This window comes from Mycobacterium paraffinicum, from assembly GCF_025822865.1.
In the GTDB taxonomy this organism is placed as follows: Bacteria; Actinomycetota; Actinomycetes; order Mycobacteriales; family Mycobacteriaceae; genus Mycobacterium; species Mycobacterium paraffinicum.
Map to the genome: position 1 here is coordinate 64,180 of NZ_JACKUR010000032.1, position 20,891 is coordinate 85,070.

Consider the following 20,891-nt stretch of genomic DNA (forward strand, 5'->3'; position numbering starts at 1 on the left):
TTATCAGTTTAGACTGACGTCGTGGACGGAATCGCCGAGTCGGCGGCTGCGGCGGCCCGCGACCTGCGGGTGATGTTCAGTCGGCTGCGACGCCAGTTGAGGGACCTCGCCACCGACAGCGACTTGACCCCCTCACAAACCGCGGTGCTCAACCGGCTCTGGAAAGAGGGCGCCTCATCGGCGAGCGTCCTGGCTTCAGCCGAACGGGTACGTCCACAGTCCATGGCCACGATAGTGGCCGCCCTCGGGCAGCGGGGGCTCATCGAGCGCGCGCCCGACCCTGAAGACGGCCGGCGGCAATTGATTTCGCTGACCGCGGCGGGCCGGCAACGCGCCGAGAGTAACCGACAGGTACGGGAGGAGTGGCTGGCACGCGCCATCCACGACCGGTATTCCGAACGCGAGCGTCGCGTCATCCTCGACGCGCTAACGCTGCTCGAGCGCTTGACCGAATGACGAAAGGGCAAGGGCTGCAATGGAAGTAGGACTGCACTTCATCGATTTTCTACCGGGCGACCCGGCGGCGCTCGGTCCGACACTGGCCGATGCGGCCAAGGCCGCCGAGCAGGGCGGGGCGACGCTGTTCACGCTCGCCGACCACTTCTTCCAGATGGAAGCCATGGGACCCGCCGAGGACCCGTTCCTCGAGGGCTATACGTCGCTGGGTTTCTCGGCCGGGCAGACGACCAAGATCGAGCTGAGCCTGCTGGTCACGGGGGTCACCTATCGCTATCCGGGCCTGCTGGCCAAGGCGGTCACCACACTGGACGTGTTGTCGCAGGGCCGCTCGATGCTGGGTCTCGGCGCCGCCTGGTATGACCGTGAGCACGCCGCCCTCGGCTTTCCCTATCCGCCGGTGAGTCAGCGCTTCGAGATGCTAGAAGAGACGCTGCAGATCTGCCGGCAGATGTGGAGCGAGGACAACGGGCCCTACCAGGGCAAGCATTACCAGTTGGCGGAGACGATCTGTGAGCCGCAACCGATCCGGCGCCCTCCCATTCTGATCGGCGGCGACGGCGAAAAGAAGACGCTGCGCCTGGTGGCGCAGTACGCCGACGTCTGGAACAGCACGGCCGCCGACCCCGACACGCTCGAGCACAAGATCGAGGTGCTGAACCGCCATTGCGACGCGGTCGGCCGAGACCCGAACGAAATCCGCAAGACGGTCGGCTATTTCGTGAATCCCTTCGAAGACCTCGATGGCTACGTCAAGACCGTCGAGCGCTACGGCGAACTCGGCGTAGAGATGGTCAATGCCGGGCCGTTCCCCGGCAACCCCGACCCGGTCGGCTTCATCCGTCGCCTCGGCGACGAAGTGATCCCCCGGCTCGCCCAGATCGGTTGACAGCGCCGGCTTTCGGTCATCCCGGATAGCGGGAGTAGCACGCGTCCATGTTGCCGGTGACGCCACCGCGGAACGCCGCTATCCGGGTGAAACCGGCCGGCACGCTGGTGCCGTCCGCGTCACTGGCGACGAGGTGGTTGGTGAGCAACCCGGCCACCGCCTCGTCGAGATCGCCGGCCGTCAGCAGCAGCTGTTTCTGCGAGGACAGCTCAATGGGTTCGGCCATCTTGCGATGCACCAGGCCCGTCAGGCAAGCCGTGCGTAGCGCGGTCCATGGGCTCTGCATGGCCAGCCCGCGCTCGTGCTGTACGGCCAGCGCGTACCGCGACATCACGGCCGACAGCGCGGTGTCGTCGCCCTGCGGCAGGGTTTGTTCGTTCTCGTCGGCGACCTTGCCCATCGCCGACAGCTTCGGCAGATCGATCACGATCGTGTTGGTGGCCGGGCAGTATGACGCCGGCGGGCTGGCCTTGGCGTCCGGGCAATCGGCGGCCTGGTAGGACAACGCCGGCGGATTCTTCGGGGAGAACACCTTTCCCAGGAGTTCCATCAGCGTCGACAGGGTGTCCTGGTCGATCGGGACCTCACCGGTCTCCGGGTTCCCGGTGCTGCTGTCGACACGCAGGGCGTTGGGCAGGTCGCCGCGGCGTTGCCCGATTTCCTTCTTGTCGATCGCCGCGCACGCCGAGGCGCCGTCGATGAAACCCATTTGGAACGCGCTGATCCGGTCCAAGGCCGACCCGTGCTCGTCGTCGTTCTCGGCCTCGCTGTCCATCACCGGGTCCCTTGTGGTGATGATCCCCGCCAGCACGTGGTCCAGCCCGTCGGCGGTGCTCAGCGTGAACCGCGGCGACTTACCGTCCGCGACCCAGAACAGGTAGACGCCCGCGAAGCAGTCGGCCTGCTGCTCGCGCACGATCGTGGGGTCTCGTCTGGTCACCAGCTTCGCCATGGTCTGCAAGGCGTGGCCGAATTCGTGGGCCAGCACGCCGTTGACGGACATGTCGCCGAAATACCGTTGCGCGACGGGCATGAATACCCCGCGGTCCCAGGCGATCAAGTTGCACCGCGACGTGAAGAAGGCGTTGACGAGCTTATAGGTGTCGTTGTGGCAAACGATGGGGCTGGACGCTTGCTTCGAGTTGTACGACACCATCTTGCCAACCGGGACGAAGTCGCCTTTCAACGATTGGCTGTAGACCGACTTCCAATAGTCCTCGATGTCGTTGACCGATAGCAACGCCAACTTGTCGATCTCACCGTTGTCGGTATTGACGACCGTGCCGGTGGGGGCGGGTGCGTTCGAGCGGATCCCACTGGGGCCGTTGGTCGCGGGCAGACCGCCCACCCGGAACGGGTCGTTGAGCATCGACAGTGCCCGCCCGTCGACGAAGGATGTGCACCCGGCCACCACGATTGCCGCCGCTGCGCAACTGAACGCCGCCCGCAGCAAGGCGGCCGCCCTGCGCGGACGGCCACCAGCCAGCTGACGTCGATTGCGCGCAGGGCTATTCATACCAACCTCATCCCGACCGGCTACAGGGCAGCACCAAAGGGTCTCATTCTAGAGCGGTTGGCTAACCCTGACAGTCAGAATGAAGGCCGCGGTTCAACGCCACCCCCCGCGACAGCAGCGCGGGGTTGCGGCCGGCTTGCCCGTTGCCGAACGGCAAACACCGGGCAAGTTTCATATTCGGAGTAGCGAACCCAGGGCGGCGTCGAAGGGCGCCCCGGCGCGTGCGCTAGGGGCGCGGCGTGGGCGTGGGCGTGGGCGTTTGCTGAGGTCCCATCGGACCACCCGGTCCCATTCCGCCCGGCCCCATCATGCCGCCGGGGCTCATCATGCCGCCGGGGCTCATCATCGGGCAGGTGCCGCCACGCCCGCCACCGTAGCCGTGGTGCCAGCCGTAACGATCACCAGAGGCCCAGCCCAAGAAAACGCCCGAGAAGAAGATCACCGCGACGACGAAAACGACGCCGGCGACGATGACCACCCACGCGACGACTTGACTCAGCCGACTGTGCGCGCCGAATCGATGCCCGTCCCCGGGGTGGCCGGTCACGGTGGTCGGTCCGACGCTTGATTCAGGATTTTGCGTCATGCCCCAAACGATGGCACGGGTATACCCACCGGGGGTAGGGACCATTGGCCCTAGAAAAGGCCGTGCCTATGTGTTCGGCTTGCCGTATGGCCGGACCGACGAGGCGGGCGGTGCTTGCCGCGCTCGGCGCGGGCAGCATCCTGGGTCTGGCCCATCTGCGTCCGCGGGTGTTTCGGCCTGCGTCGACGGCTATCCGCCTCACGGACGGGGCCGGTTTCATGGGCGCCGGCCACATGGACATGAGCCGCTACATGGAGATGTTCATGCGGCACAGCGAAATCGACCGCGTCGTCGAGGACATTCCCGGCGGGGTGCGCACCACCACCGAATCGACATCGCCAGACCTGACTGCTCAACTGCAAGAGCATGTTTCAAGCATGTACGCCCACCTCGACCGGGGAACCGAAATCCGTTGCATGAGCCAAAGCCTGCCGACGCTTTTCCGTAGTGCCGACGGCTACCGGCGACAGCTCACATTCACGCCCAAAGGCGTGATCGCCGAGGAAACCGCCGACGATCCGGCCCTCACCGATGTCATCCATGCGCACGCGCGCGAGGTCACCGGTTTCGTGCGGGACGGAATGCCCGCCATGATGCAGCAGATGATGGGTCAGGGCGGGATGGGCTGCGGCCGGATGATGGGACCTCGCATGCCTTGACGCCCAATGCCTCAGAAGGGTGGGGGTTCGTCGTCTGGGGGTGCGGGGCCGGTTTGGGTGGGTTGGGTGGCTAGTCGGGTTTGGCGGTTGTGCCGCTGAAGAAGTTTGCGCCGACTGCGACGGTGTGAACAACGAACCGATACGGGCAATCGAACCAGGCCGACGTGTCACAATCACCGCGCCACAACATGTCCGGGGCGTCACTTCACTAAGCGAACCAACTACAGAACATCGTGTCCAGTTGGTATCGCAGACAAACGATTTGGCCTATCAATCGGCGTCGTGGCCAGGGTGGAGTGCTTCTATCTGCGGCGACAATTCGGGTGAATGCTCGAATCGCCGCAGTTGGTTGTATTTGGGTGAAGGGACGTCGGATTGGTTCCTAAGCCTTCTCCGCGCCCACCAGCCAGGCATTTACGTCGTAAAAACCCGGGCCGTCAGGGGCCTTTATTCTTCTGCACGAGACAAAGCTCGATGCGCCACGTGCTAGATCGTAAACGTACTGATCGTCGAACTCCTGAGTACCCGTTTTGCGTTGAAGCGCCACGGTCGCCCGGACCGAAGCATCCTTCAAGTCGTTGATCACGTGCCAGGAATAAAAGCCGCCGCAAGCGTTGTCCGGCCAACTCTCCACCGAAGCTAGGTGGTTTGGGGCCACGGTGTCGGCGAACACAACTCCCGGCGCATCGATGGCCGGAAGGCAGACGGCGAGTAACGCAAGACCATTAGCGACATATCTCACGGTCGTTCTCTCTCCAGGATCAAGACGAATCGTACCGCCATAGCCGCTGAAGAGTTCATCAAATCGGACGCATTCATCGGCCCGCCGACAAGAAATCGCCGCCGTGCTGCCCAATCGGTCCGATGGCCAGCTACCGCAACAATCACGTCCTGTTAGCGGTGATCTGTACGGGAGTGACCACGGCCGTTCTAACAGTGGCAAACGCTGCCTCAGCCTTCCGTCGAGGCGTGCTAGTGCGCATCTGATTGCGCTCGAGCCGAACGGAACTAGAAGGGTGGGGGTTCGTCGTCGGGGGGTGCGGGGCCGGTTTGGGTGGGTTGGGTGGCTAGTCGGGTTTGGCGGTTGTGGTGGCGTTCGGTGGCGATGTGCTGGGCCCGGTTCTGGGCGCGGGTGCGGGTGCGCAGCGGCATCATCGCGCTGCGTTCGCCGCAGCGCTGGGTGCCGGGCACGGGGGCCGGCAGGTCGCCGGTGGGCGCGCACAGGCTGGGGAACAGCAGCGCGCTGCCCGGGGTGGTGACGTAGCTGTGTCCGTCGGGTAGGCGCCAGATCAGGGTGCCATCGGGCAACTGCTCAGGCTGGGGAACAGCAGCGCGCTGCCCGGGGTGGTGACGTAGCTGTGTCCGTCGGGTAGGCGCCAGATCAGGGTGCCATCGGGCAACTGCTCATCGCGCCAGCCCCAGAACGTTTTCAGCAGATGATGTTGGCGGCACAGGCATTTCAGGTTCGACGGATGCGTCGCACCGCCATCGGCGTAGGGGATCGTATGGTCGATATCGCAGTCCACGGCCGGCCGATCACACCCGGGCGCCCGACACGTCAAATCCCGGCACCGCACGAAGTCGGCCAGCCGCGCCGACGGAAGGTAGCGCGGCTCGGCCTGCGTCGGGGCGCTCACCGGCACCAGCCTCGCGGAGCCGGCCAACTCCGCGACCACCTCGGCGGAGATCAGCCCGTCCACTCCCACCTCCGACGCCGGAGCCGACCCGCGGCCCTGCACGGTGGCCTGCTCGGCGATCACGTGAATGACGACCGGCGTTGTCGGCGCGCGCTTTCCGGCCGCACAATCGGCGCGCCCGCAGCGGCAACCCAGCCGATCCGCCGACGCCGCCAGCGCCCCCAGCGCGTCGGCGCGCCGCTGGTCGAGGTTGCGCGGGTCATGTTCACACACCGTGGCCGCCAAGGCATCCAACCGTTTGTCCAACGCGTGCGCATCCGGGCTGAACAGGCTGCCGTGGATTTCGGACATGCCGCCCTCGAGGTCCTCGATTCCGACGCGGCGCTCATCCTGCGACTGCTCGTGACGGCGCACCGCGTCGACATCGGCATTGGCCACGACCTTGTCGACTTCGCCGGCCAACCGGCCCCGAGTCATCGAGGGCCACCGCGCCGCCCGCACCGCCAGCTCGGCGTCCACGGCGGCCAGCACGGCAGCGTCGGTGATCAGATCGGTGCGGTACACGATCGTCTGAAACAACCGATAGCTGATGTCGCCGGCGCGAAACACCGCGGCCACTTGCGGCAGCCGCTCACGCATCGCCAGCGCATACCTCATGAAGCTGCCCGCCATCGCCAGGCTCACCCGAAACGCCGCAGCCACCTCGGCCCCCACCGCCGCCCAGGTGTCCACCGCCCAATCGGACTCTTCACCGCGCTGGCCGCGGCGCAGCTCGAACAACTCCCCGATCGCATCCAACCGGTCCGCGACTACCTGAGCCTCCAACTTCCACGACGCACACATCCGACCCACCAGGGCGCGTGACCGCTCGCATTGGGGCGGCTCCCAATAGTCATGCAGGCGTCTATCGAACATACGTTCGAGTGTAGTCGGACCCACCGACAACCGTCGGCCGGCGATTACGGCATCCGGGTGCGATGCCGCTTGTCGTGCGGCGGGACGCCGTTCACCCCGCCGGTGGACTGCGCGTAGCTGCCCACGGCGTACGCGACGCCAGCACCCATGATGGCCAACGCGTCGCGGTTGATGTTGTCGGCGGTTTCGTGGGGGCCCTGATAGTTGGGGTCGAACGGGACGCCGGCCTGCCCACCCCACAATCGGGCCTGCACGGTGGTTTTCGGCTGCGTGGCGCCGGCCGTCATGCCCCCGATCGGTACGCCCGCGACCATGAAGGGGTGGTAGTCCGCGAGGGTGCTCAGCGGCATGTCCGCGGGCCGCTTTCCGGCCAGGTTCAGATACCCGGCCAGGGTGCGCTCGATGCCGGCCGAGCCATCGGGGATGTCCGCGTAAGTCACCCCGGGGGCCGGCGGACCGGACTGATCGCCGTCGTCGGTGAAAAAGCCGGCGTTGGGCGAACCCAGCGTGGTGAAGTTCAGGTACATCGCGAGATCGTTGAGCTGACCGCTGTCCAGGCCGAACACGTAATCCATGACGCCGTTGAGCCCGTCCTCGTCAGCGCCCCAGAAGGCGAACCGCACGGCGTTGTTCACCGGCGCCAACGGACCCAGCTGCAGCGCCGTTTCCAGCACCGCGGCGACCCCGGATCCGTCGTCGTTGATGCCGGGACCGCCACGCGAGCTGTCGAGATGCGCCCCGACCATGACCACTTCGTGCGGAGAACCGGTCTTGGTCTGCGCCAGCACGTTTCGCGATGTGATCTTGGTGTTCTGGGCGTCGAGCAGCAGATGTATGGGCGCGCTCGCGCCGGCGAGCGCGGTCGCCGCGGACCGGCCCGCGACCGCGACCGGCACGGTCAGCTGCTTGAAGTAGCCCGGATTGAACAAGGTGGCCGGGGCGCCCTGGCCAGCCGGCGCACTGAGCACGACCAGCGCGGCGGCGCCCTTGGCCACCGCGCTGTTCTGCTTGTCCACCACCGAACAACGCGCGTCGTCGACGACGGCGATCGAGCCCTTGGGCAGCGTGGCCGGATAATCGCCGGCCGCACAGCCCGAGGGCTGGGCGGGGTGGACGGGCTGGCCGGTCAGGCCACCGGGCGGTGTCTGGACCAACAACGACGCCTGGTCGACGGGGTAGCTGCGGCCGCCGATCGTCAGCGCCGGCTTGCCCGGGGAAACGCTGTATAGCCGGTCGAACTGCGGGGTCATCACCTCAAACCCCCTGTCGCGCAGGGCCTTGGCCACGTAGTCGACGCTGGCGTCGTATCCCGGCGTGCCGTCCGCCCGGTTTCCCTTGTTGGCGTTGGCGATGTCCTGCAGCGCGCGCAGATGGGCGAACATCTGGTCGGCGGTCACTTTTCCGGCCAGGCCGCGACCCAAATCCGGTGCGGCGGCGGGTGATCCCGGCCGCGCCGACGAGCAGCCCGCCACCAGCGCGGTCGCCAGCAGCAGTGCCGCCCCCAGCCGGCGGCTCATGGCTTCGTGAGCACGTGACGCGTGCGGTCCTCCATCGTGGGCACCCCATTGTGGCCGCCGAGGTCTTGGGCGTAAAGGCCGAGCGCGTAGGCGACGCCGCCGCCGTTGATGCCCAGCGCGGTCTTGTCGATGTGCTCGAGGGTGTCGGTCTTCTGGTGATAGTTCGGGTCGAACGGCTGGTCGGCGGTCCCACCCCACAACTTTGCCTGCTCCGCAGACATTTTCACCTCGGCGCCGGAGAACAGACCGCCGGCGGGAATGCCCGCCAGGGTGAACCCGTCGTAGTCGGAGCGTCCGTCAAAAGACGTGTCCTGCGCGGTTTTTCCGGCGGACTTCAGGTAGGCGACCAGCGTCCGCTCGATACCGGCCGACCCCTCCGGTACCACCGGCTGCCCGCGGGCGTCGGCCGGCAGCGATTGATCCCCGTCATAGGTGAAGTAGCCGGGGTTCGGCGACGCGAGCATGTCGAAATTCAAGTACAGCGCAATGTTTTTGAGCCCAGTCAGGTCAAGCGATTCGACGTAGTTGCGCGATCCGATCAGGCCGAGTTCTTCTGCCCCCCAGAACCCGAATCGCACCGCGTTGTGCACCTGTGGCGAACTACCCAGCCGCAGCGCGGTTTCCAATATCGCGGCCACTCCCGAACCGTTGTCGTTGATGCCCGGTCCCTCGGGCACGCTGTCCAGGTGCGCGCCCGCCATGACGACGTTGGTCGTCGATCCCGTCTTGGTCTGAGCGATCACGTTGCGGGCCTTGAAGCTCTGCACACTTGCGTTCAGCTTGATGGTGGCCGGTCCCGGCTGGGTACGCAGTTGCACGCCGACGGACTTGGTCACGCTCACCACCGGAATCTTGACGTTCGTGTCCGGCCCCAGCGTCCCGCCCATCTGTTGCTCGTCGACGTTGTCGGCGACGATCATCGCGGCCGCACCGCGCTGCGCCGCGACGTCCTCCTTGTGAGCGAACGGGCACGTGCCTCGGTCCACCAGGACCACGGCCCCCTGCACCGGGAGGTTGCCGTAATCCGAGGCCGCGCAACCGGGGGCGTTGTTTGCGGGAATGGCGACCAGCGGTCCGCTCACCCCGTCCGGTGGGGTGCCGAGACTGAAGTCGAGCGCGTGCGCCTCGACCGGCCTGCCACCCACCGTCACCTCCGGCTTGTCCCCATGAAACACCCGCGCGGAGAATTCGGGGGTCTGCACGTCGAAGCCACTGCCGCGCAACGTGTTTACGACGTAGTCGACGCTGGCCTCGTAACCGGGGGTGCCCACCGCCCGGGTGCCGTTGTTGGCGTTGGCGATGTCCTGGAGCTTTGTCAGGTGGGCCAGCATTGCGTCGGCCGTGACTTTGTCGTGCAGCGCGCCGGCGAACTTGGCCGCGTCGGGGTTGCCGGTCGCTTGTGGCGAGGACCGATGGAAGCAACCGGCCGAGAATGCGGTAAGCGCGACCACAACGAGCGCCGCCGGAATCGTCGTGAATTTGTTCACCATCGCGCCCCAGGTTAGACCGCGCGACGAGCGGCCGGGATCAGGACACGGCGGTATCAGACATAGAGCGCATTGAACGGCGCAAAGGGAATGTTGCGCACCACAAACCAGGCCGCGACCAGCGTCAGCGTCAGCACCGCGGACCAGCGACCGTGCTGCCAGCTCCGAACCCGTCTGCCCGCCACCCGTCCATAGGTCCAGGCAAGGTACGCCCATACCAACAGCACGACGGCCGCCAGGCCCAATGCGTTGAACCTGGCGGCCGCCATGACATTGCCGTGCATCAGGGAATACAGCATGCGCAGGCTGCCGCATCCCGGACAGTCGATCCCCAACAGCGCCTTGGTGGGACACACCGGCAGCGGACCATTGGGAGTGGTCGGGTCACCCGCCCAGATGGCGGCGCACATCAACGTCGTGGAAGCGGCCACCACCAGTGGCGCTCCCAGACTCAGCGGCGCCGACCCTTGACGGGTCACCATAGTGCGAACCTGGCTCAGAACATCGCGGCGAGCGCCGCATTGGTGTTCGTGTTGAGCGCGCCGACCGCCATCAGGATGCCGTAGATGATGCCCACGACGACACCGATGACCGCCGACCAGATCACCCATTTCTTGGCGCTGTCGGCGGACGCCTGCGCCTCGGCATAACGGCCCTGCGCCCAGAGACCGTTGACTTGGCTGGACTTGACGATCGCCACGATCCCGAAGGGGAGGCAGCAGAACAGGGTCACCAGGATGGACCACACCAAATAGTTATTCGGCGCTTGCCCGGCGGGCTGCTGCGGCGGGTAACCAGGCGGCGGAGGGGGCGGTGCCGGCGGTTGTGTCATGAATTCTCCAGTCCCGAGAAGTTAGCTGGCGTAAAGCGGTGCTAACCATACCCGAGCACAGTCGCGGCGGCACTAGCAATTTGAAAATCCCGTTCGGACCCGCTCACGTGCGGCGCGGCCGCCCCTCCGCGTTAAGGCTCCGTTCCCCCGCCGGCGCATCACGAAAAAGACTGGCAAGAAAACGGTTTCGGAAGCGCGCGTTACCGCCCGTTGCGCTGCGGTGTTGAGAAAGATGCCGAGACAGACAATTGCCAGCGGAATGTGTTGCTTTGTCTGGACATATCCCTACGATCCCTACTTAGCGGAAGTATGTTTCTCCGGTGAGCGACGCTGGTCCCACAACCGCTTAGGAGTCAGAGGATGTCTCATCTCAGCAACGCGTTGCGGGTCGCCACGGCCGCGGCGTCCGCGTGCGGTTGCGCCTTAGCGGGCACGGCCACCGCGACCGCGGATCCCGCGAACACCGGTAGCTCGTCGGACATCAACACGCTTGCGGCGTCGCTGTCGAAGGGCTACGGGCTGAACAACTGCACCGCCCAGAGCATCACGACTGGCGAACTGGCGTCGCTGACCTGCGGGCAGAGTCCCGACCCGAGCGGGCCGGTGCAGGCCAAGTACATCCTGTTCAACAACGGCGAGAACCTGGTCGGCTCGTTCAAGGCCAGCATCAAAGACGACGTGCTGGGCACCTGTGGGGACAGCGGCCAATCCCCCACCAGTTGGCACCAGGGCAGCAACAGCGGCAATGCCGGACAGGTCGCATGTGGGACGTATCAGAACGCCGCGGAGATCATCTGGACCTCGGACGCCAAGAACATCTTGAGCTATATCCGCGGGTCCAACAACGACGCCGCCGCGCTGTACCAGTGGTGGCGCGCCAACGGCTGACTAAGCAATTGGGGGGCAACGGGTTTCGGCATCACCCATCCAACAACCATAGGGAGTCAACAAAAATGTCACACCTCAACACCGCGCTGCGCGCCCTGTCGGCGGCAGCGCTCACCGGCGGTTTGGCCTTCGCGGGAAGCGCCACCGCGGTCGCGGAACCCAACACCGGCACCGCAGCCGATATGAACACGCTGGCCGCCAACCTGTCGAAGGGCTACGGCCTCAACAACTGCAAGTCGCAGGAGTTGACCGAATCCGGTGAGCTGGCCGAGCTCCTGTGCGGGCAGAGCCCTGACCCAAGCGGACCCGGCTCGGGCGTCTACGCCCTCTTCTCCAACGGCACCAACTTGGCCTCCGCGTTCAGTTCCACCATCAAGGACGTATCCCTGGCCGCGTGCGGGGACGCCGGGCAGTCACCGGGAACCTGGAAGCAGAACGGCCAGACCGGCGGCCAGATCGCCTGCGGCACCTACAAGAACTACGCGACGTTGACGTGGACCACCGACGCCAAGAACGTCCTGGGGCACCTCACCTCGTCCAACTCCGACGTCAACGCCCTCTACCAGTGGTGGCGCACGAACGGCTGACCCTCACCACCGCGCGGACACCAGTTCGGCTACGGCACGCATCCCGGCGGCGTTGGGGTGCAACGGCGCCGCCCGGCCCGGTAGCGGCACACCGGGTCTCGTGGTCCACGGCTCCGGCGACCACGCGTGGTGCTCCCGGCTGGCCGCCGCGGCGCCGACCACTTCGCAGCCGGTGGCCGTCGCCGCGTCTGCCGTGAGCCGTTCCAGCGTCGCGGCCACGTGGCGCCCGAGGTCGGCGTCCGCGACCGAGAGCGGGGCGGCCGGCGTGCCCGACGGCGGCAGCACGGTCAGGTAGTCGACGAAGAAGACTCGGGCCCGCGGTGCGCGATCGCGCACCGCGAGACCGACGGCGCACAACGACTCGAACACCGCGTCCAAGGCCTGATTCCGCGCATCCCGGTCCAGCAGTGCGGAAAGGCGCGGACCGAGCAGCGGCAGGCGCCGGACGGCTCGCGGCAAGGAGGCGGCCATCAGCAGCGGGATGTAGCCGACGTCGTTGCCGCCGATCGTGATGGTCACCAGGCTTTCCGAACCGTTCAGCGCGGTGACTTGGGGCGGCGCGCCGCGCTGGTGGTCTGCGAGCACGTGAGCGGTGGTCGCGCCGGAAAATGTGACGTCTACCAGATCGAGGTCGCATCGCTGCGCGACCAAGTGCGCATAGTTGCGCGCCGACCGGCCGGAGCCCCAGGGAGCCCCGGTGGCACGGGGTCCGATGCCGGGACCGGCGGCCATCGAACTACCCAGCGCGACATAGCGTTTCATCGTTCTGGACTGGACGCCTGTGCCCAGAAGCGCTTGGGAATCCGTCCCGCCCGGCGGGCCAGATAGCCGGCGGTGACCGCGGCGGCCATCGCGGCCGCCATCGTCGCCGGATCTGCGGCGCGGGTCACCGCGGTGGCCAAAAGCACGGCGTCGCAACCCAACTCCATCGCCAACGCGGCGTCGCTGGCGGTGCCGATGCCGGCGTCGAGCACCACCGGAACGCCGGCCCGGGCGACGATCATCTCGATGTTGTGCGGGTTGGTGATGCCAAGGCCGGTGCCGATCGGCGAACCCAGCGGCATCACCGCCGCGCATCCGGCGTCTTCGAGCCGGCGCGCCAACACCGGGTCGTCATTGGTGTAGGGCAGTACGACGAACCCTTCGTCTACCAATTGCTCCGCGGCCCGGACCAATTCGACCGCGTCGGGCAGCAACGTGCGTTCGTCGGCGATCACCTCCAGCTTGACCCAGTTGGTGTTCAGCGCCTCGCGGGCCAGCTGCGCGGTGAGCACCGCCTCGGCCGCGCTGCGGCACCCCGCGGTATTGGGCAGCGGCGTGATGCCGAGCCGGTTGAGCAGGTCCAGCAGGCCCGTCCCACCCTCCGCGTCGACCCGCCGCATCGCGACGGTGGTCAACTCGGTGCCCGACGCGACCAGCGCCTCCTCCAGCGCGGCCAGGCTGGTCGCTCCCCCGGTCCCCATGATGAGCCGCGAGGCGAAGCTGCGGTCGCCGATCGTGAGCTTCAATTCAGCCACCCTGCACCGCCGTCACCACTTCGAGTCGGACCGGCCCGGAAAACCCGGAAAGCTTTGTCGTCCAGTTGGATCGTGGCAGCACGGCGTCGCCCATCGCCACCGCGACTCCCCGGTCCGGATAGCCCAGCGACTGCAGCAGCGCGGCCACCGTCGTCTGCTCGTCGACATCGACCTGCTGATCGTTGACCACCACGATCATGACGGCGCTCCGACCGGGGCCAGTTGAGAGACGATCTGTTCCGCGGTCCACGGCGCAAGCAGGAATCCGGATCGGCCGTGGCCGACTGCCACCAGGATTCGCTCGTCCAGCCGTCGCACCAGCGGCAGGTTGTCCGGTGTCATCGGACGCAGCCCGGCGGCGCACTCGGCCAGCTCGTATTCGCCGAGTGCGGGCAACACCGCACACGCGTCGTCGAGCAGGTCCCGCACTCCGGAGACCGCCGGCGCGGTGTCGCGCCCGTGTTCGTACTGGGTGGCGCCGACGACCACCCCGTCCGCACGTGGAACCAGATACACCTGCCGCCCGTGCACGCGGGCCCGAATGACGCGCTGCGGCACCGGCATACACCCCCGGCGCCAACGCAGGCGCAGCACCTCGCCCTTGACCGGGCGCACCGGCAGGCCGGGCCACAGCGCGGGGGCGTCGATCCCGTTGGCGATCACCACCGCGTCGCCGTCGACCGCCAGGTCGTGCGCCGGCGGCGCCCATCGCACCCCGAGGCGCTCGCATTCCGCGGACAGGGCGTCCAGCACCGCGCGGTTGTCAACCGCCAGCTCGGTGGGGGCCCGAAAGCCATGCCGGATGCCTTGTGCCAGCAGCGGTTCGGTATCCCGGGCGGCCGACTCCCAGACCACCGGATGCCCCTGCGCGGACAGCCAGTCGGCGACGGTGCGCAGGTCGGCGACGTCGGCCCGGTCGACGGCGACCACCAGCGACTCCCGGGCGGTGACCACGTGCGCCGGGAGCCCGTCCAGGAAACCGCCCTCGCGCCACAGCCGCAGCGACTCCAGCCCCAGCTGCAGCAGCCGCTCCTCACCGGGCCAGCCCTCGCTGTGCGGGGCCAGCATGCCGCCGGCGACCCAGGACGCGCCCTTCTCGGAAGTGCGGTGCACCCGGACCGACCAGCCGGCCTGCGCGGCGCGGCGCGCCACCGCCAGCCCGATAACGCCGCCGCCGATGACCGCCAACGACCCAAGGTCTGCTGGCATCCCGTCCATTCTGGGCCTCCCTTCGCCGGCATGACCCGGATCAGGTGTGACGGTAAGGGCAGGCGCGCCCACTCTCAGACCCCGTTCCCGGGACTCCCGTGTCTGTACGTTCTTCGGCTCCCACGCTAGCGCGCTAGCGTCGCGGTGTGCATCAGCGAGTTATCCGCCTGGCGGCCGCGCGGCTGTATCTGTGCACCGACGCGCGCCGCGAACGCGGCGATTTGGCCGAGTTCGCCGACGCCGCGCTGGCCGGCGGGGTCGACATCATCCAGCTGCGCGACAAGGGGTCGCCCGGTGAGCAGCGGTTCGGGGCCCTCGAGGCGCGCGACGAGCTGGCGGCGTGCGAGATCCTGGCCGACGCGGCCCGTCGGCACGGCGCCCTGTTCGCGGTCAATGACCGGGCGGACATCGCCCGGGTCGCGGGTGCCGACGTGCTGCACCTGGGGCAGGGCGACCTGCCGCTGGGAGCGGCCCGCGACATCGTCGGCCCCGACACGCTGCTCGGCCTGTCCAGCCACGACTCCGACCAGGCCGCCGCGGCCGCCGAGGGCGCGGCTGACTATTTCTGCGTCGGCCCGTGCTGGCCCACCCCGACCAAACCGGACCGCGAAGCGCCGGGCCTGGGGCTGGTGCGGGCGGCCGCCAACCTCGGCGGCGAGAAGCCCTGGTTCGCGATCGGCGGCATCGACGAGCGGCGACTGCCCGAGGTGCTCGAAGCCGGCGCCCGGCGGATCGTGGTGGTGCGCGCGATCACGGCGGCCACCGACCCGCGGGCCGCGGCGCAGCGGCTCAGTTCAGCGCTTGCAGCAGGGAGTTGATGCGGGGATGGAGCGGCGCCTCGTCAGCGTCCCCCGGCATGCACCAGACGAAGACGCCGGCCTCGATCTCGATCGTGCGCGGCAGGTGACGCCGTCGTTCGTCGCCCTGGCCCAGCGGCACCAGCGCCGGGGCGGTGCGCAGCCGTTGCCAGCTCGCCGCGAAGCCGGGATGCAGCGGCAACTCGGCCACCCGCTCCTCGGCGACCCAGCGCATCTCGGCGCTCTCCCGGTTGGGCACGGTGTGCAGCTGCTCGGCCGCGTCGGCGACGACCGTGGTGTAGGTCCAGCGCCCGCCGCCGAGCCCGGCGACCTCGGCGGTGACCACCGTCGACCGCACGGTCACCAGCTCGCCCGGCAGACCGGCCTCCTCGTGCGCCTCGCGCACCGCGGTCTCCTCCGGCGTCTCGTGGCTGTCGCGGGCCCCGCCCGGCAGGCCCCAGGTCCCGCCCTGATGGCTCCACACGGCGCGATGCTGCAGCAGCACCGCGGGGGTGCCGTCCGGCCGCGGGGCCCGCAGCAACAGACCCGCCGCGCCGAAACGGCCCCAATAGTGGGCGCCGCTGTCGGAAACCACCCAGCCGTCACCGTCGCCCTGCACGCGTTCAGGATATGCACGTGATCGGCTGGTCAATTGGTCTGCCTCCACCCATCCGCCGCAACATTCTCTTAGAATTCGCTTATAGAGTTTGGTGCAGCGTTCCAGTGGCCGGCGAAAGATGAGGGCTGATTCGACGTGACGGTTGAGCTGGCGCACCCGTCGACGGAACCGCAGGGGTCGCGGTCGCCGGCCGAACCAGCCCATCCGCGCTGGTGGTTCGTCTCCACCACACCCGGTCGCATCCTGAGCATCGGAATCGTGCTGGCGGTGCTCGGCGGCATCTGCGCCTTCGCCACCTCGACCACGATCAACCACCGGCAGCAGGTGCTGACCACGGTGCTCAACCACACCGAGCCGCTGTCGTTCGCCGCCGGACGGCTCTACACCACCCTCTCGGTGGCCGACGCCGCGGCGGCCACCGCGTTCATCGCCGAGGCCGAGCCGCAGCCCGTCCGGCAGCGGTACGAGCAAGCCATCACCGACGCGGCGGTGGCGGTCACCCGGGCGTCCAGCGGGCTCACCGACGAACCGCTGGTGCAGCTGCTCGGCCGGATCAACGCCGAGCTGGCCGTCTACACCGGCCTGATCGAAATCGCGCGCACCAACAACCGGGAGGGCAACCCGGTCGGTTCGTCGTACCTGTCGGAGGCCTCGGGGCTGATGCAGTCGACGATCCTGCCCGACGCGGCGCAGCTGTATCAGGCGACGTCGGAGCGGGTGGACGCGGAAACCACCGCGTCCACCCAGATTCCGGCGCCGGTCATCCTGGTGGTCACCGCGACCGCGGTCTTTGGCGCCTTCTCCCACCGGTGGCTGGCCCGGCGCACCCGCCGCCGGATCAACCCGGGGCTGGTCGTTGGCGGCCTCGCTATTCTCGTCATGGTGGTATGGGTCGGAACTGCGCTAACGATCTCCACGGCCGCCAGCCGTAGCGCCAAGAACACCGCCGCGGACTCGCTGCGGATCGTGACCAACGTCGCGATCACCGCCCAGCAGGCCCGCGCCGACGAGACGCTATCGCTGATCCGCCGCGGGGACGAGGAGAAGCGCAAGCAGTCGTTCTATCAGCGCATCGACTCCATGCACTCCCAGCTCGACCAGTACATGGTCCGCAGCGACGCCGTCGACAAGCCCGATCTGGAGGGGGCCGACCAGCTGCTGCTGCGCTGGCGGCAGGCCAACGACCGGATCACCTCCTACATCTCGGTGGGTAACTACCGGGCGGCCACGCAGGTGGCCCTCGGCAGCAGCGAGGACGACTCCACGCCGGCCTTCGACAAGCTCGAGGACCAGTTGGTCAAGGCCATCGACCAGAGCCGCACCCACCTGCGCAACGACGTCCTGAGCGCGCGCAGCGGGCTGTCCGGCGCCCAGGTGGGCGGCGTGGTGCTCAGCCTCGGCGCCGCCATCGCGGTGGCCCTGGGCCTGTGGCCCCGGCTGAGAGAGTATCGATGACGACGCGGCCGGGCCGGTTGCGGCGGGCGGGCGCCGCGCTCGCCGCGGTGGCCGCGGTCGCGGGGTGCTCGCACACTGAATCGATGACGGTGGCCAACGTGCCGACACTGCCGCCGCCCACCCCGGTCGGCATGCAGCAGTTGCCGCCGGAGCCGCCGCTGCCGGCCGACGACGCCAGCCAGAGTTGCGACCTGACCGCGAGCCTGCGGCCCTTCCCCACCAAGGCCGAGGCGGACGCCGCCGTCGCCGACATCCGCGCCCGCGGCCGGCTGATCGTCGGGCTCGACATCGGCAGCAACCTGTTCAGCTTCCGCGACCCGATCACCGGCGAGATCACCGGTTTCGACGTCGACATCGCCGGGGAGATCGCCCGCGACATCTTCGGCGCCCCGTCGCACGTCGAATACCGCATCCTGTCGTCCGACGAGCGCGTCACCGCGCTGCAGAACTCCGAGGTCGACGTGGTGGTCAAGACCATGACGATCACCTGCGAGCGGCGCAAGGAGGTCAACTTCTCGACCGTCTACCTCGACGCCAACCAGCGCATCCTGGCCCCGCGCGATTCCCCGATCGCCAAGGTGGGCGACCTGTCCGGCAAGCGGGTCTGCGTGGCCAAGGGCACGACGTCGCTGCACCGGATCCGCCAGATCGACCCGCCGCCGATCGTGGTGTCGGTGGTGAACTGGGCCGACTGCCTGGTGGCGATGCAGCAGCGCGAGATCGACGCCGTCAGCACCGACGACTCGATCCTGGCCGGGCTGGTCGAAGAGGACCCCTACCTGCACATCGTCGGCCCGAACATGGCGACCCAGCCCTACGGCATCGGGGTCAACCTCACCAACACGCCGCTGGTGCGGTTCGTCAACGGCACGCTGGAGCGGATCCGCCGGGACGGCACGTGGAACACGTTGTACCGCAAGTGGTTAACCGTACTGGGGCCGGCACCCGCCCCACCCACGCCGAGGTACTCGGACTGATGACCGAGTCAGAGAGCACCGAACAGCCGGAATCCGGCCCCGAAGACGTGAGCCCGGGCACCCAACCGCCGGACACGCAGGGCGGCGGCCCGACGACGGGGCGCATCCAGGCCACCCAGGCGCTGTTCCGGCCCGACTTCGACGATGACGACGACGACTTTCCGCACATCTCGCTGGGCACGCTGGACAGCGATCAGCAAGACCGGGTGACGGTGGGGACGCGGGTGCTGCCACCGGTCAGGCACCTTGGTGGCGGCCTGGTCGAGATTCCGCGGGTGCGCGACATCGACCCGCTCGAGGCCCTGATGACCAGCCCGGTGGTGCCGGAGGGCAAGCGGTTCTGCTGGAACTGCGGGAAACCGGTCGGCCGGTCGGGCAAGGAGGGCAAGGGCAAGTCGGAGGGTTGGTGCCCCGCGTGCGGCAGCCCGTATTCGTTTCTGCCACAGCTGAATCCGGGTGACATCGTCGCCGGCCAGTACGAGGTCAAAGGCTGCATCGCGCACGGCGGCCTGGGGTGGGTGTATCTGGCGGTCGACCACAACGTCAACGACCGCCCGGTGGTGCTCAAAGGCCTGGTGCACTCCGGTGACGCGGAGGCCCAGGCGATCGCGATGGCCGAGCGGCAGTTCCTGGCCGAGGTGGTTCACCCGCAGATCGTGCAGATCTTCAACTTCGTCGAGCACAAGGACCGCGCCGGCAACCCGGTCGGCTACATCGTCATGGAGTACATCGGTGGGCAGCCGCTCAAGCACGGCAAGGACAGGAAGCTGCCCGTCGCGGAGGCCATCGCCTACCTGCTGGAGATTTTGCCGGCGCTGACCTATCTGCACTCGATCGGCTTGGTCTACAACGACCTCAAGCCGGAGAACATCATGCTCACCGAGGAGCAGCTGAAGCTGATCGACCTTGGCGCGGTGTCGCGGGTCAACTCGTTCGGCTACCTGTACGGCACGCCGGGCTTCCAGGCGCCGGAGATCGTGCGGACCGGCCCGACGGTCGCGACCGACATCTACACCGTGGGGCGCACCCTCGCGGCGCTGACGGTGAACATGCCAACCCGTAATGGCCGTTACGTCGACGGCCTGCCCGAAGACGACCCGGTGCTGAAGACCTACGACTCGTACCGCCGGTTGCTGCGCCGCGCCACCGACCCCGACCCGCGGCGCCGGTTCGCCAGCACCGAGGAGCTGTCCGCCCAGCTGATGGGCGTGCTGCGGGAGGTGGTCGCCCAGGACACCGGCGTGCCGCGACCCGGTCTGTCGACGATCTTCAGCCCGAGCCGCTCGACGTTCGGGGTAGACCTGCTGGTCGCGCACACCGACGTCTACCTGGACGGCCAGGTCCACTCGGAGCGCCTGACGGCCCGCGAGATCGTCACGGCGCTGCAGGTGCCGCTGGTCGACCCGGCCGACGTCGCCGCCCCCGTCCTGCAGGCCACGGTGCTCTCCCAACCGGTGCAAACCCTCGACTCGTTGCGCGCGGCCCGCCACGGCACGCTGGACGCCGACGGCGTCGAGGTGTCCGAGTCGACCGAGTTGCCGCTGATGGAGGTTCGCGCGCTGCTGGACCTGGGAGACGTGGCCAAGGCCACCCGCAAGCTGGACGACCTGGCCGAGCGGGTGGGCTGGCAGTGGCGGCTGGTCTGGTACAAGGCCGTCGCCGAGCTGCTCACCGGCGACTATGATTCCGCCACAATGCATTTCACCGAGGTGCTGGACACCTTCCCCGGCGAACTGGCGCCGAAATTGGCGCTGGCCGCCACCGCCGAGCTGGCCGGCAACGTCGACGAGCAGAAGTACTACCAGACGGTGTGGAAGACCAACGACGGGGTGATCTCGGCGGCCTTCGGCCTGGCGAGATGGCTGTCCGCCGAGGGTGATCGCGCCGGCGCGGTGCGCACGCTGGACGAAGTGCCGCCCACCTCAAGGCATTTCACCACCGCGCGGCTGACGAGTGCGGTGACCCTGCTGTCCGGGCGGACGAAGAGCGAGATCAGCGAGGAGGACATCCGCGACGCTGCCCGGCGCGTGGAGGCGCTGCCGCCAACCGAACCACGCGTGCTGCAGATCCGCGCGCTGGTGCTCGGCTGCGCTATGGACTGGCTGGAGGACAACAAGGCCAGCACCAACCACATCCTGGGTTTCCCGTTCACCGAGCACGGGCTGCGGCTGGGCGTCGAGGCCGCGCTGCGCAACCTGGCCCGGGTCGCGCCCACCCAACGCCACCGCTACGCGTTGGTGGACATGGCGAACAGAGTGCGGCCCACGAGCACGTTCTAGATCGTCGGCTCTCCCGGGGGTCTCTCCCTCGCATCTTTCTTCCCTGGCGTCGAGCGTGCGTCCAGGGCG

At 68.0% G+C, this 20,891-nt stretch carries 21 protein-coding genes and 1 pseudogene; 9 read left to right on the forward strand and 13 right to left on the reverse strand.

Translation table 11 applies throughout. The features are described from left to right. The first annotated feature begins 21 nt into the window (after positions 1 to 21). Both H7J89_RS22075 and H7J89_RS22080 read left to right on the forward strand, forming a co-directional pair. Positions 22 to 456, forward strand: a complete 435-nt coding sequence (locus H7J89_RS22075; protein WP_264046666.1) for a MarR family winged helix-turn-helix transcriptional regulator — start codon at positions 22 to 24, stop codon at positions 454 to 456. 19 nt (positions 457 to 475) lie between these two features. Next, on the forward strand, positions 476 to 1,345 hold the full coding sequence (locus H7J89_RS22080) for an LLM class F420-dependent oxidoreductase (RefSeq protein WP_264046668.1): 870 nt from the start codon (positions 476 to 478) through the stop codon (positions 1,343 to 1,345). Between the two features lie 16 nt (positions 1,346 to 1,361). Here H7J89_RS22080 and H7J89_RS22085 read toward each other — a convergent pair whose 3' ends face one another. Both H7J89_RS22085 and H7J89_RS22090 read right to left on the reverse strand, forming a co-directional pair. Continuing rightward, entirely contained in the window at positions 1,362 to 2,861 is a 1,500-nt protein-coding gene (locus tag H7J89_RS22085; RefSeq protein WP_264046670.1) for a neutral zinc metallopeptidase, read from the reverse strand. 226 nt (positions 2,862 to 3,087) lie between these two features. Further along, the gene (locus tag H7J89_RS22090; RefSeq protein WP_264046672.1) at positions 3,088 to 3,447 is read right to left on the reverse strand and encodes a hypothetical protein; all 360 of its coding nucleotides are present in this window, start codon (positions 3,445 to 3,447) and stop codon (positions 3,088 to 3,090) included. An 86-nt stretch (positions 3,448 to 3,533) separates the two neighbouring features. Between H7J89_RS22090 and H7J89_RS22095 the strand changes: the two genes are divergently transcribed. Beyond that, complete coding sequence (locus H7J89_RS22095; RefSeq protein WP_264046675.1) at positions 3,534 to 4,106, forward strand: hypothetical protein; 573 nt, start codon at positions 3,534 to 3,536, stop codon at positions 4,104 to 4,106. 382 nt (positions 4,107 to 4,488) lie between these two features. Here the strand turns inward: H7J89_RS22095 and H7J89_RS22100 are convergent, their stop codons facing one another. The 6 genes and pseudogenes from H7J89_RS22100 to H7J89_RS22125 all read right to left on the reverse strand — a co-directional run bounded on the left by H7J89_RS22100 (position 4,489) and on the right by H7J89_RS22125 (position 10,494). Continuing rightward, positions 4,489 to 4,962: a hypothetical protein gene (locus tag H7J89_RS22100; RefSeq protein WP_264046677.1), complete on the reverse strand. Its 474-nt coding sequence runs from the start codon at positions 4,960 to 4,962 to the stop codon at positions 4,489 to 4,491. A 152-nt stretch (positions 4,963 to 5,114) separates the two neighbouring features. Next, positions 5,115 to 6,658, reverse strand: a pseudogene (locus H7J89_RS22105) (HNH endonuclease signature motif containing protein). Between the two features lie 44 nt (positions 6,659 to 6,702). After that, complete coding sequence (locus H7J89_RS22110; RefSeq protein ID WP_264046678.1) at positions 6,703 to 8,175, reverse strand: M28 family peptidase; 1,473 nt, start codon at positions 8,173 to 8,175, stop codon at positions 6,703 to 6,705. Continuing rightward, entirely contained in the window at positions 8,172 to 9,665 is a 1,494-nt protein-coding gene (locus H7J89_RS22115) for a M28 family metallopeptidase (protein WP_264046679.1), read from the reverse strand. The genes H7J89_RS22110 and H7J89_RS22115 overlap by 4 nt, the downstream gene beginning before the upstream one ends. A gap of 53 nt (positions 9,666 to 9,718) precedes the next feature. Next, complete coding sequence (locus tag H7J89_RS22120) at positions 9,719 to 10,144, reverse strand: DUF2752 domain-containing protein (protein WP_264046681.1); 426 nt, start codon at positions 10,142 to 10,144, stop codon at positions 9,719 to 9,721. Between the two features lie 14 nt (positions 10,145 to 10,158). Continuing rightward, the gene (locus H7J89_RS22125) at positions 10,159 to 10,494 is read right to left on the reverse strand and encodes a CD225/dispanin family protein (protein WP_046183018.1); all 336 of its coding nucleotides are present in this window, start codon (positions 10,492 to 10,494) and stop codon (positions 10,159 to 10,161) included. A gap of 360 nt (positions 10,495 to 10,854) precedes the next feature. On the opposite strand from H7J89_RS22125, the gene H7J89_RS22130 reads away from it, so the two are divergent. Both H7J89_RS22130 and H7J89_RS22135 read left to right on the forward strand, forming a co-directional pair. Beyond that, on the forward strand, positions 10,855 to 11,382 hold the full coding sequence (locus tag H7J89_RS22130) for a serine/threonine protein kinase (protein ID WP_264046684.1): 528 nt from the start codon (positions 10,855 to 10,857) through the stop codon (positions 11,380 to 11,382). 65 nt (positions 11,383 to 11,447) lie between these two features. After that, positions 11,448 to 11,969 carry a serine/threonine protein kinase gene (locus H7J89_RS22135; protein WP_067736375.1) on the forward strand — a complete coding sequence of 174 codons (522 nt, stop codon included), beginning with the start codon at positions 11,448 to 11,450 and terminating at the stop codon, positions 11,967 to 11,969. A 3-nt stretch (positions 11,970 to 11,972) separates the two neighbouring features. On the opposite strand, the gene H7J89_RS22140 is transcribed toward H7J89_RS22135, so the two are convergent. The 4 genes from H7J89_RS22140 to thiO are packed head-to-tail and all read right to left on the reverse strand — an operon-like array spanning position 11,973 to position 14,695. Continuing rightward, positions 11,973 to 12,731, reverse strand: a complete 759-nt coding sequence (locus H7J89_RS22140; protein WP_264046690.1) for an SGNH/GDSL hydrolase family protein — start codon at positions 12,729 to 12,731, stop codon at positions 11,973 to 11,975. Further along, positions 12,728 to 13,486, reverse strand: coding sequence for a thiazole synthase (locus H7J89_RS22145; protein ID WP_264046692.1), 759 nt, complete (start codon positions 13,484 to 13,486; stop codon positions 12,728 to 12,730). The genes H7J89_RS22140 and H7J89_RS22145 overlap by 4 nt, the downstream gene beginning before the upstream one ends. Continuing rightward, a complete protein-coding gene (thiS, locus tag H7J89_RS22150; RefSeq protein ID WP_264046694.1) occupies positions 13,479 to 13,685 on the reverse strand; it encodes a sulfur carrier protein ThiS in 207 nt (68 codons plus the stop codon). The genes H7J89_RS22145 and thiS overlap by 8 nt, the downstream gene beginning before the upstream one ends. Next, on the reverse strand, positions 13,682 to 14,695 hold the full coding sequence (gene thiO / locus H7J89_RS22155) for a glycine oxidase ThiO (RefSeq protein ID WP_264046696.1): 1,014 nt from the start codon (positions 14,693 to 14,695) through the stop codon (positions 13,682 to 13,684). Before thiO ends, thiS begins: the two co-directional genes overlap by 4 nt. A 146-nt stretch (positions 14,696 to 14,841) precedes the next feature. Here thiO and thiE point away from each other — a divergent pair, with 146 nt between their 5' ends. Further along, complete coding sequence (gene thiE, locus H7J89_RS22160; protein ID WP_264046697.1) at positions 14,842 to 15,513, forward strand: thiamine phosphate synthase; 672 nt, start codon at positions 14,842 to 14,844, stop codon at positions 15,511 to 15,513. Here the strand turns inward: thiE and H7J89_RS22165 are convergent. Then, a complete protein-coding gene (locus H7J89_RS22165) occupies positions 15,485 to 16,111 on the reverse strand; it encodes an NUDIX hydrolase (protein WP_264046699.1) in 627 nt (208 codons plus the stop codon). The genes thiE and H7J89_RS22165 overlap by 29 nt on opposite strands. 135 nt (positions 16,112 to 16,246) lie before the next feature. Here H7J89_RS22165 and glnX point away from each other — a divergent pair, with 135 nt between their 5' ends. The 3 genes from glnX to H7J89_RS22180 are packed head-to-tail and all read left to right on the forward strand — an operon-like array spanning position 16,247 to position 20,822. Next, a complete protein-coding gene (gene glnX / locus H7J89_RS22170; RefSeq protein WP_264046701.1) occupies positions 16,247 to 17,566 on the forward strand; it encodes a protein kinase G-activating protein GlnX in 1,320 nt (439 codons plus the stop codon). Continuing rightward, positions 17,563 to 18,543 carry a glutamate ABC transporter substrate-binding protein gene (locus tag H7J89_RS22175; RefSeq protein ID WP_264046703.1) on the forward strand — a complete coding sequence of 327 codons (981 nt, stop codon included), beginning with the start codon at positions 17,563 to 17,565 and terminating at the stop codon, positions 18,541 to 18,543. Before glnX ends, H7J89_RS22175 begins: the two co-directional genes overlap by 4 nt. Then, the gene (locus H7J89_RS22180; RefSeq protein WP_264046706.1) at positions 18,543 to 20,822 is read left to right on the forward strand and encodes a serine/threonine-protein kinase PknG; all 2,280 of its coding nucleotides are present in this window, start codon (positions 18,543 to 18,545) and stop codon (positions 20,820 to 20,822) included. Before H7J89_RS22175 ends, H7J89_RS22180 begins: the two co-directional genes overlap by 1 nt. The last annotated feature ends 69 nt before the right edge of the window (positions 20,823 to 20,891 follow it).

Coding starts and splice junctions, on each gene's coding strand:
- H7J89_RS22080 (WP_264046668.1), top strand. CDS start 476: ATGGAAGTAGGACTGCACTTCATCGATTTTCTACCGGGCGACCCGGCG.
- H7J89_RS22085 (WP_264046670.1), bottom strand. CDS start 2,861: ATGAATAGCCCTGCGCGCAATCGACGTCAGCTGGCTGGTGGCCGTCCG.
- H7J89_RS22090 (WP_264046672.1), bottom strand. CDS start 3,447: ATGACGCAAAATCCTGAATCAAGCGTCGGACCGACCACCGTGACCGGC.
- H7J89_RS22095 (WP_264046675.1), top strand. CDS start 3,534: ATGGCCGGACCGACGAGGCGGGCGGTGCTTGCCGCGCTCGGCGCGGGC.
- H7J89_RS22110 (WP_264046678.1), bottom strand. CDS start 8,175: ATGAGCCGCCGGCTGGGGGCGGCACTGCTGCTGGCGACCGCGCTGGTG.
- H7J89_RS22115 (WP_264046679.1), bottom strand. CDS start 9,665: ATGGTGAACAAATTCACGACGATTCCGGCGGCGCTCGTTGTGGTCGCG.
- H7J89_RS22120 (WP_264046681.1), bottom strand. CDS start 10,144: ATGGTGACCCGTCAAGGGTCGGCGCCGCTGAGTCTGGGAGCGCCACTG.
- H7J89_RS22125 (WP_046183018.1), bottom strand. CDS start 10,494: ATGACACAACCGCCGGCACCGCCCCCTCCGCCGCCTGGTTACCCGCCG.
- H7J89_RS22130 (WP_264046684.1), top strand. CDS start 10,855: ATGTCTCATCTCAGCAACGCGTTGCGGGTCGCCACGGCCGCGGCGTCC.
- H7J89_RS22135 (WP_067736375.1), top strand. CDS start 11,448: ATGTCACACCTCAACACCGCGCTGCGCGCCCTGTCGGCGGCAGCGCTC.
- H7J89_RS22140 (WP_264046690.1), bottom strand. CDS start 12,731: ATGAAACGCTATGTCGCGCTGGGTAGTTCGATGGCCGCCGGTCCCGGC.
- thiS (WP_264046694.1), bottom strand. CDS start 13,685: ATGATCGTGGTGGTCAACGATCAGCAGGTCGATGTCGACGAGCAGACG.
- thiO (WP_264046696.1), bottom strand. CDS start 14,695: ATGCCAGCAGACCTTGGGTCGTTGGCGGTCATCGGCGGCGGCGTTATC.
- H7J89_RS22175 (WP_264046703.1), top strand. CDS start 17,563: ATGACGACGCGGCCGGGCCGGTTGCGGCGGGCGGGCGCCGCGCTCGCC.
- H7J89_RS22180 (WP_264046706.1), top strand. CDS start 18,543: ATGACCGAGTCAGAGAGCACCGAACAGCCGGAATCCGGCCCCGAAGAC.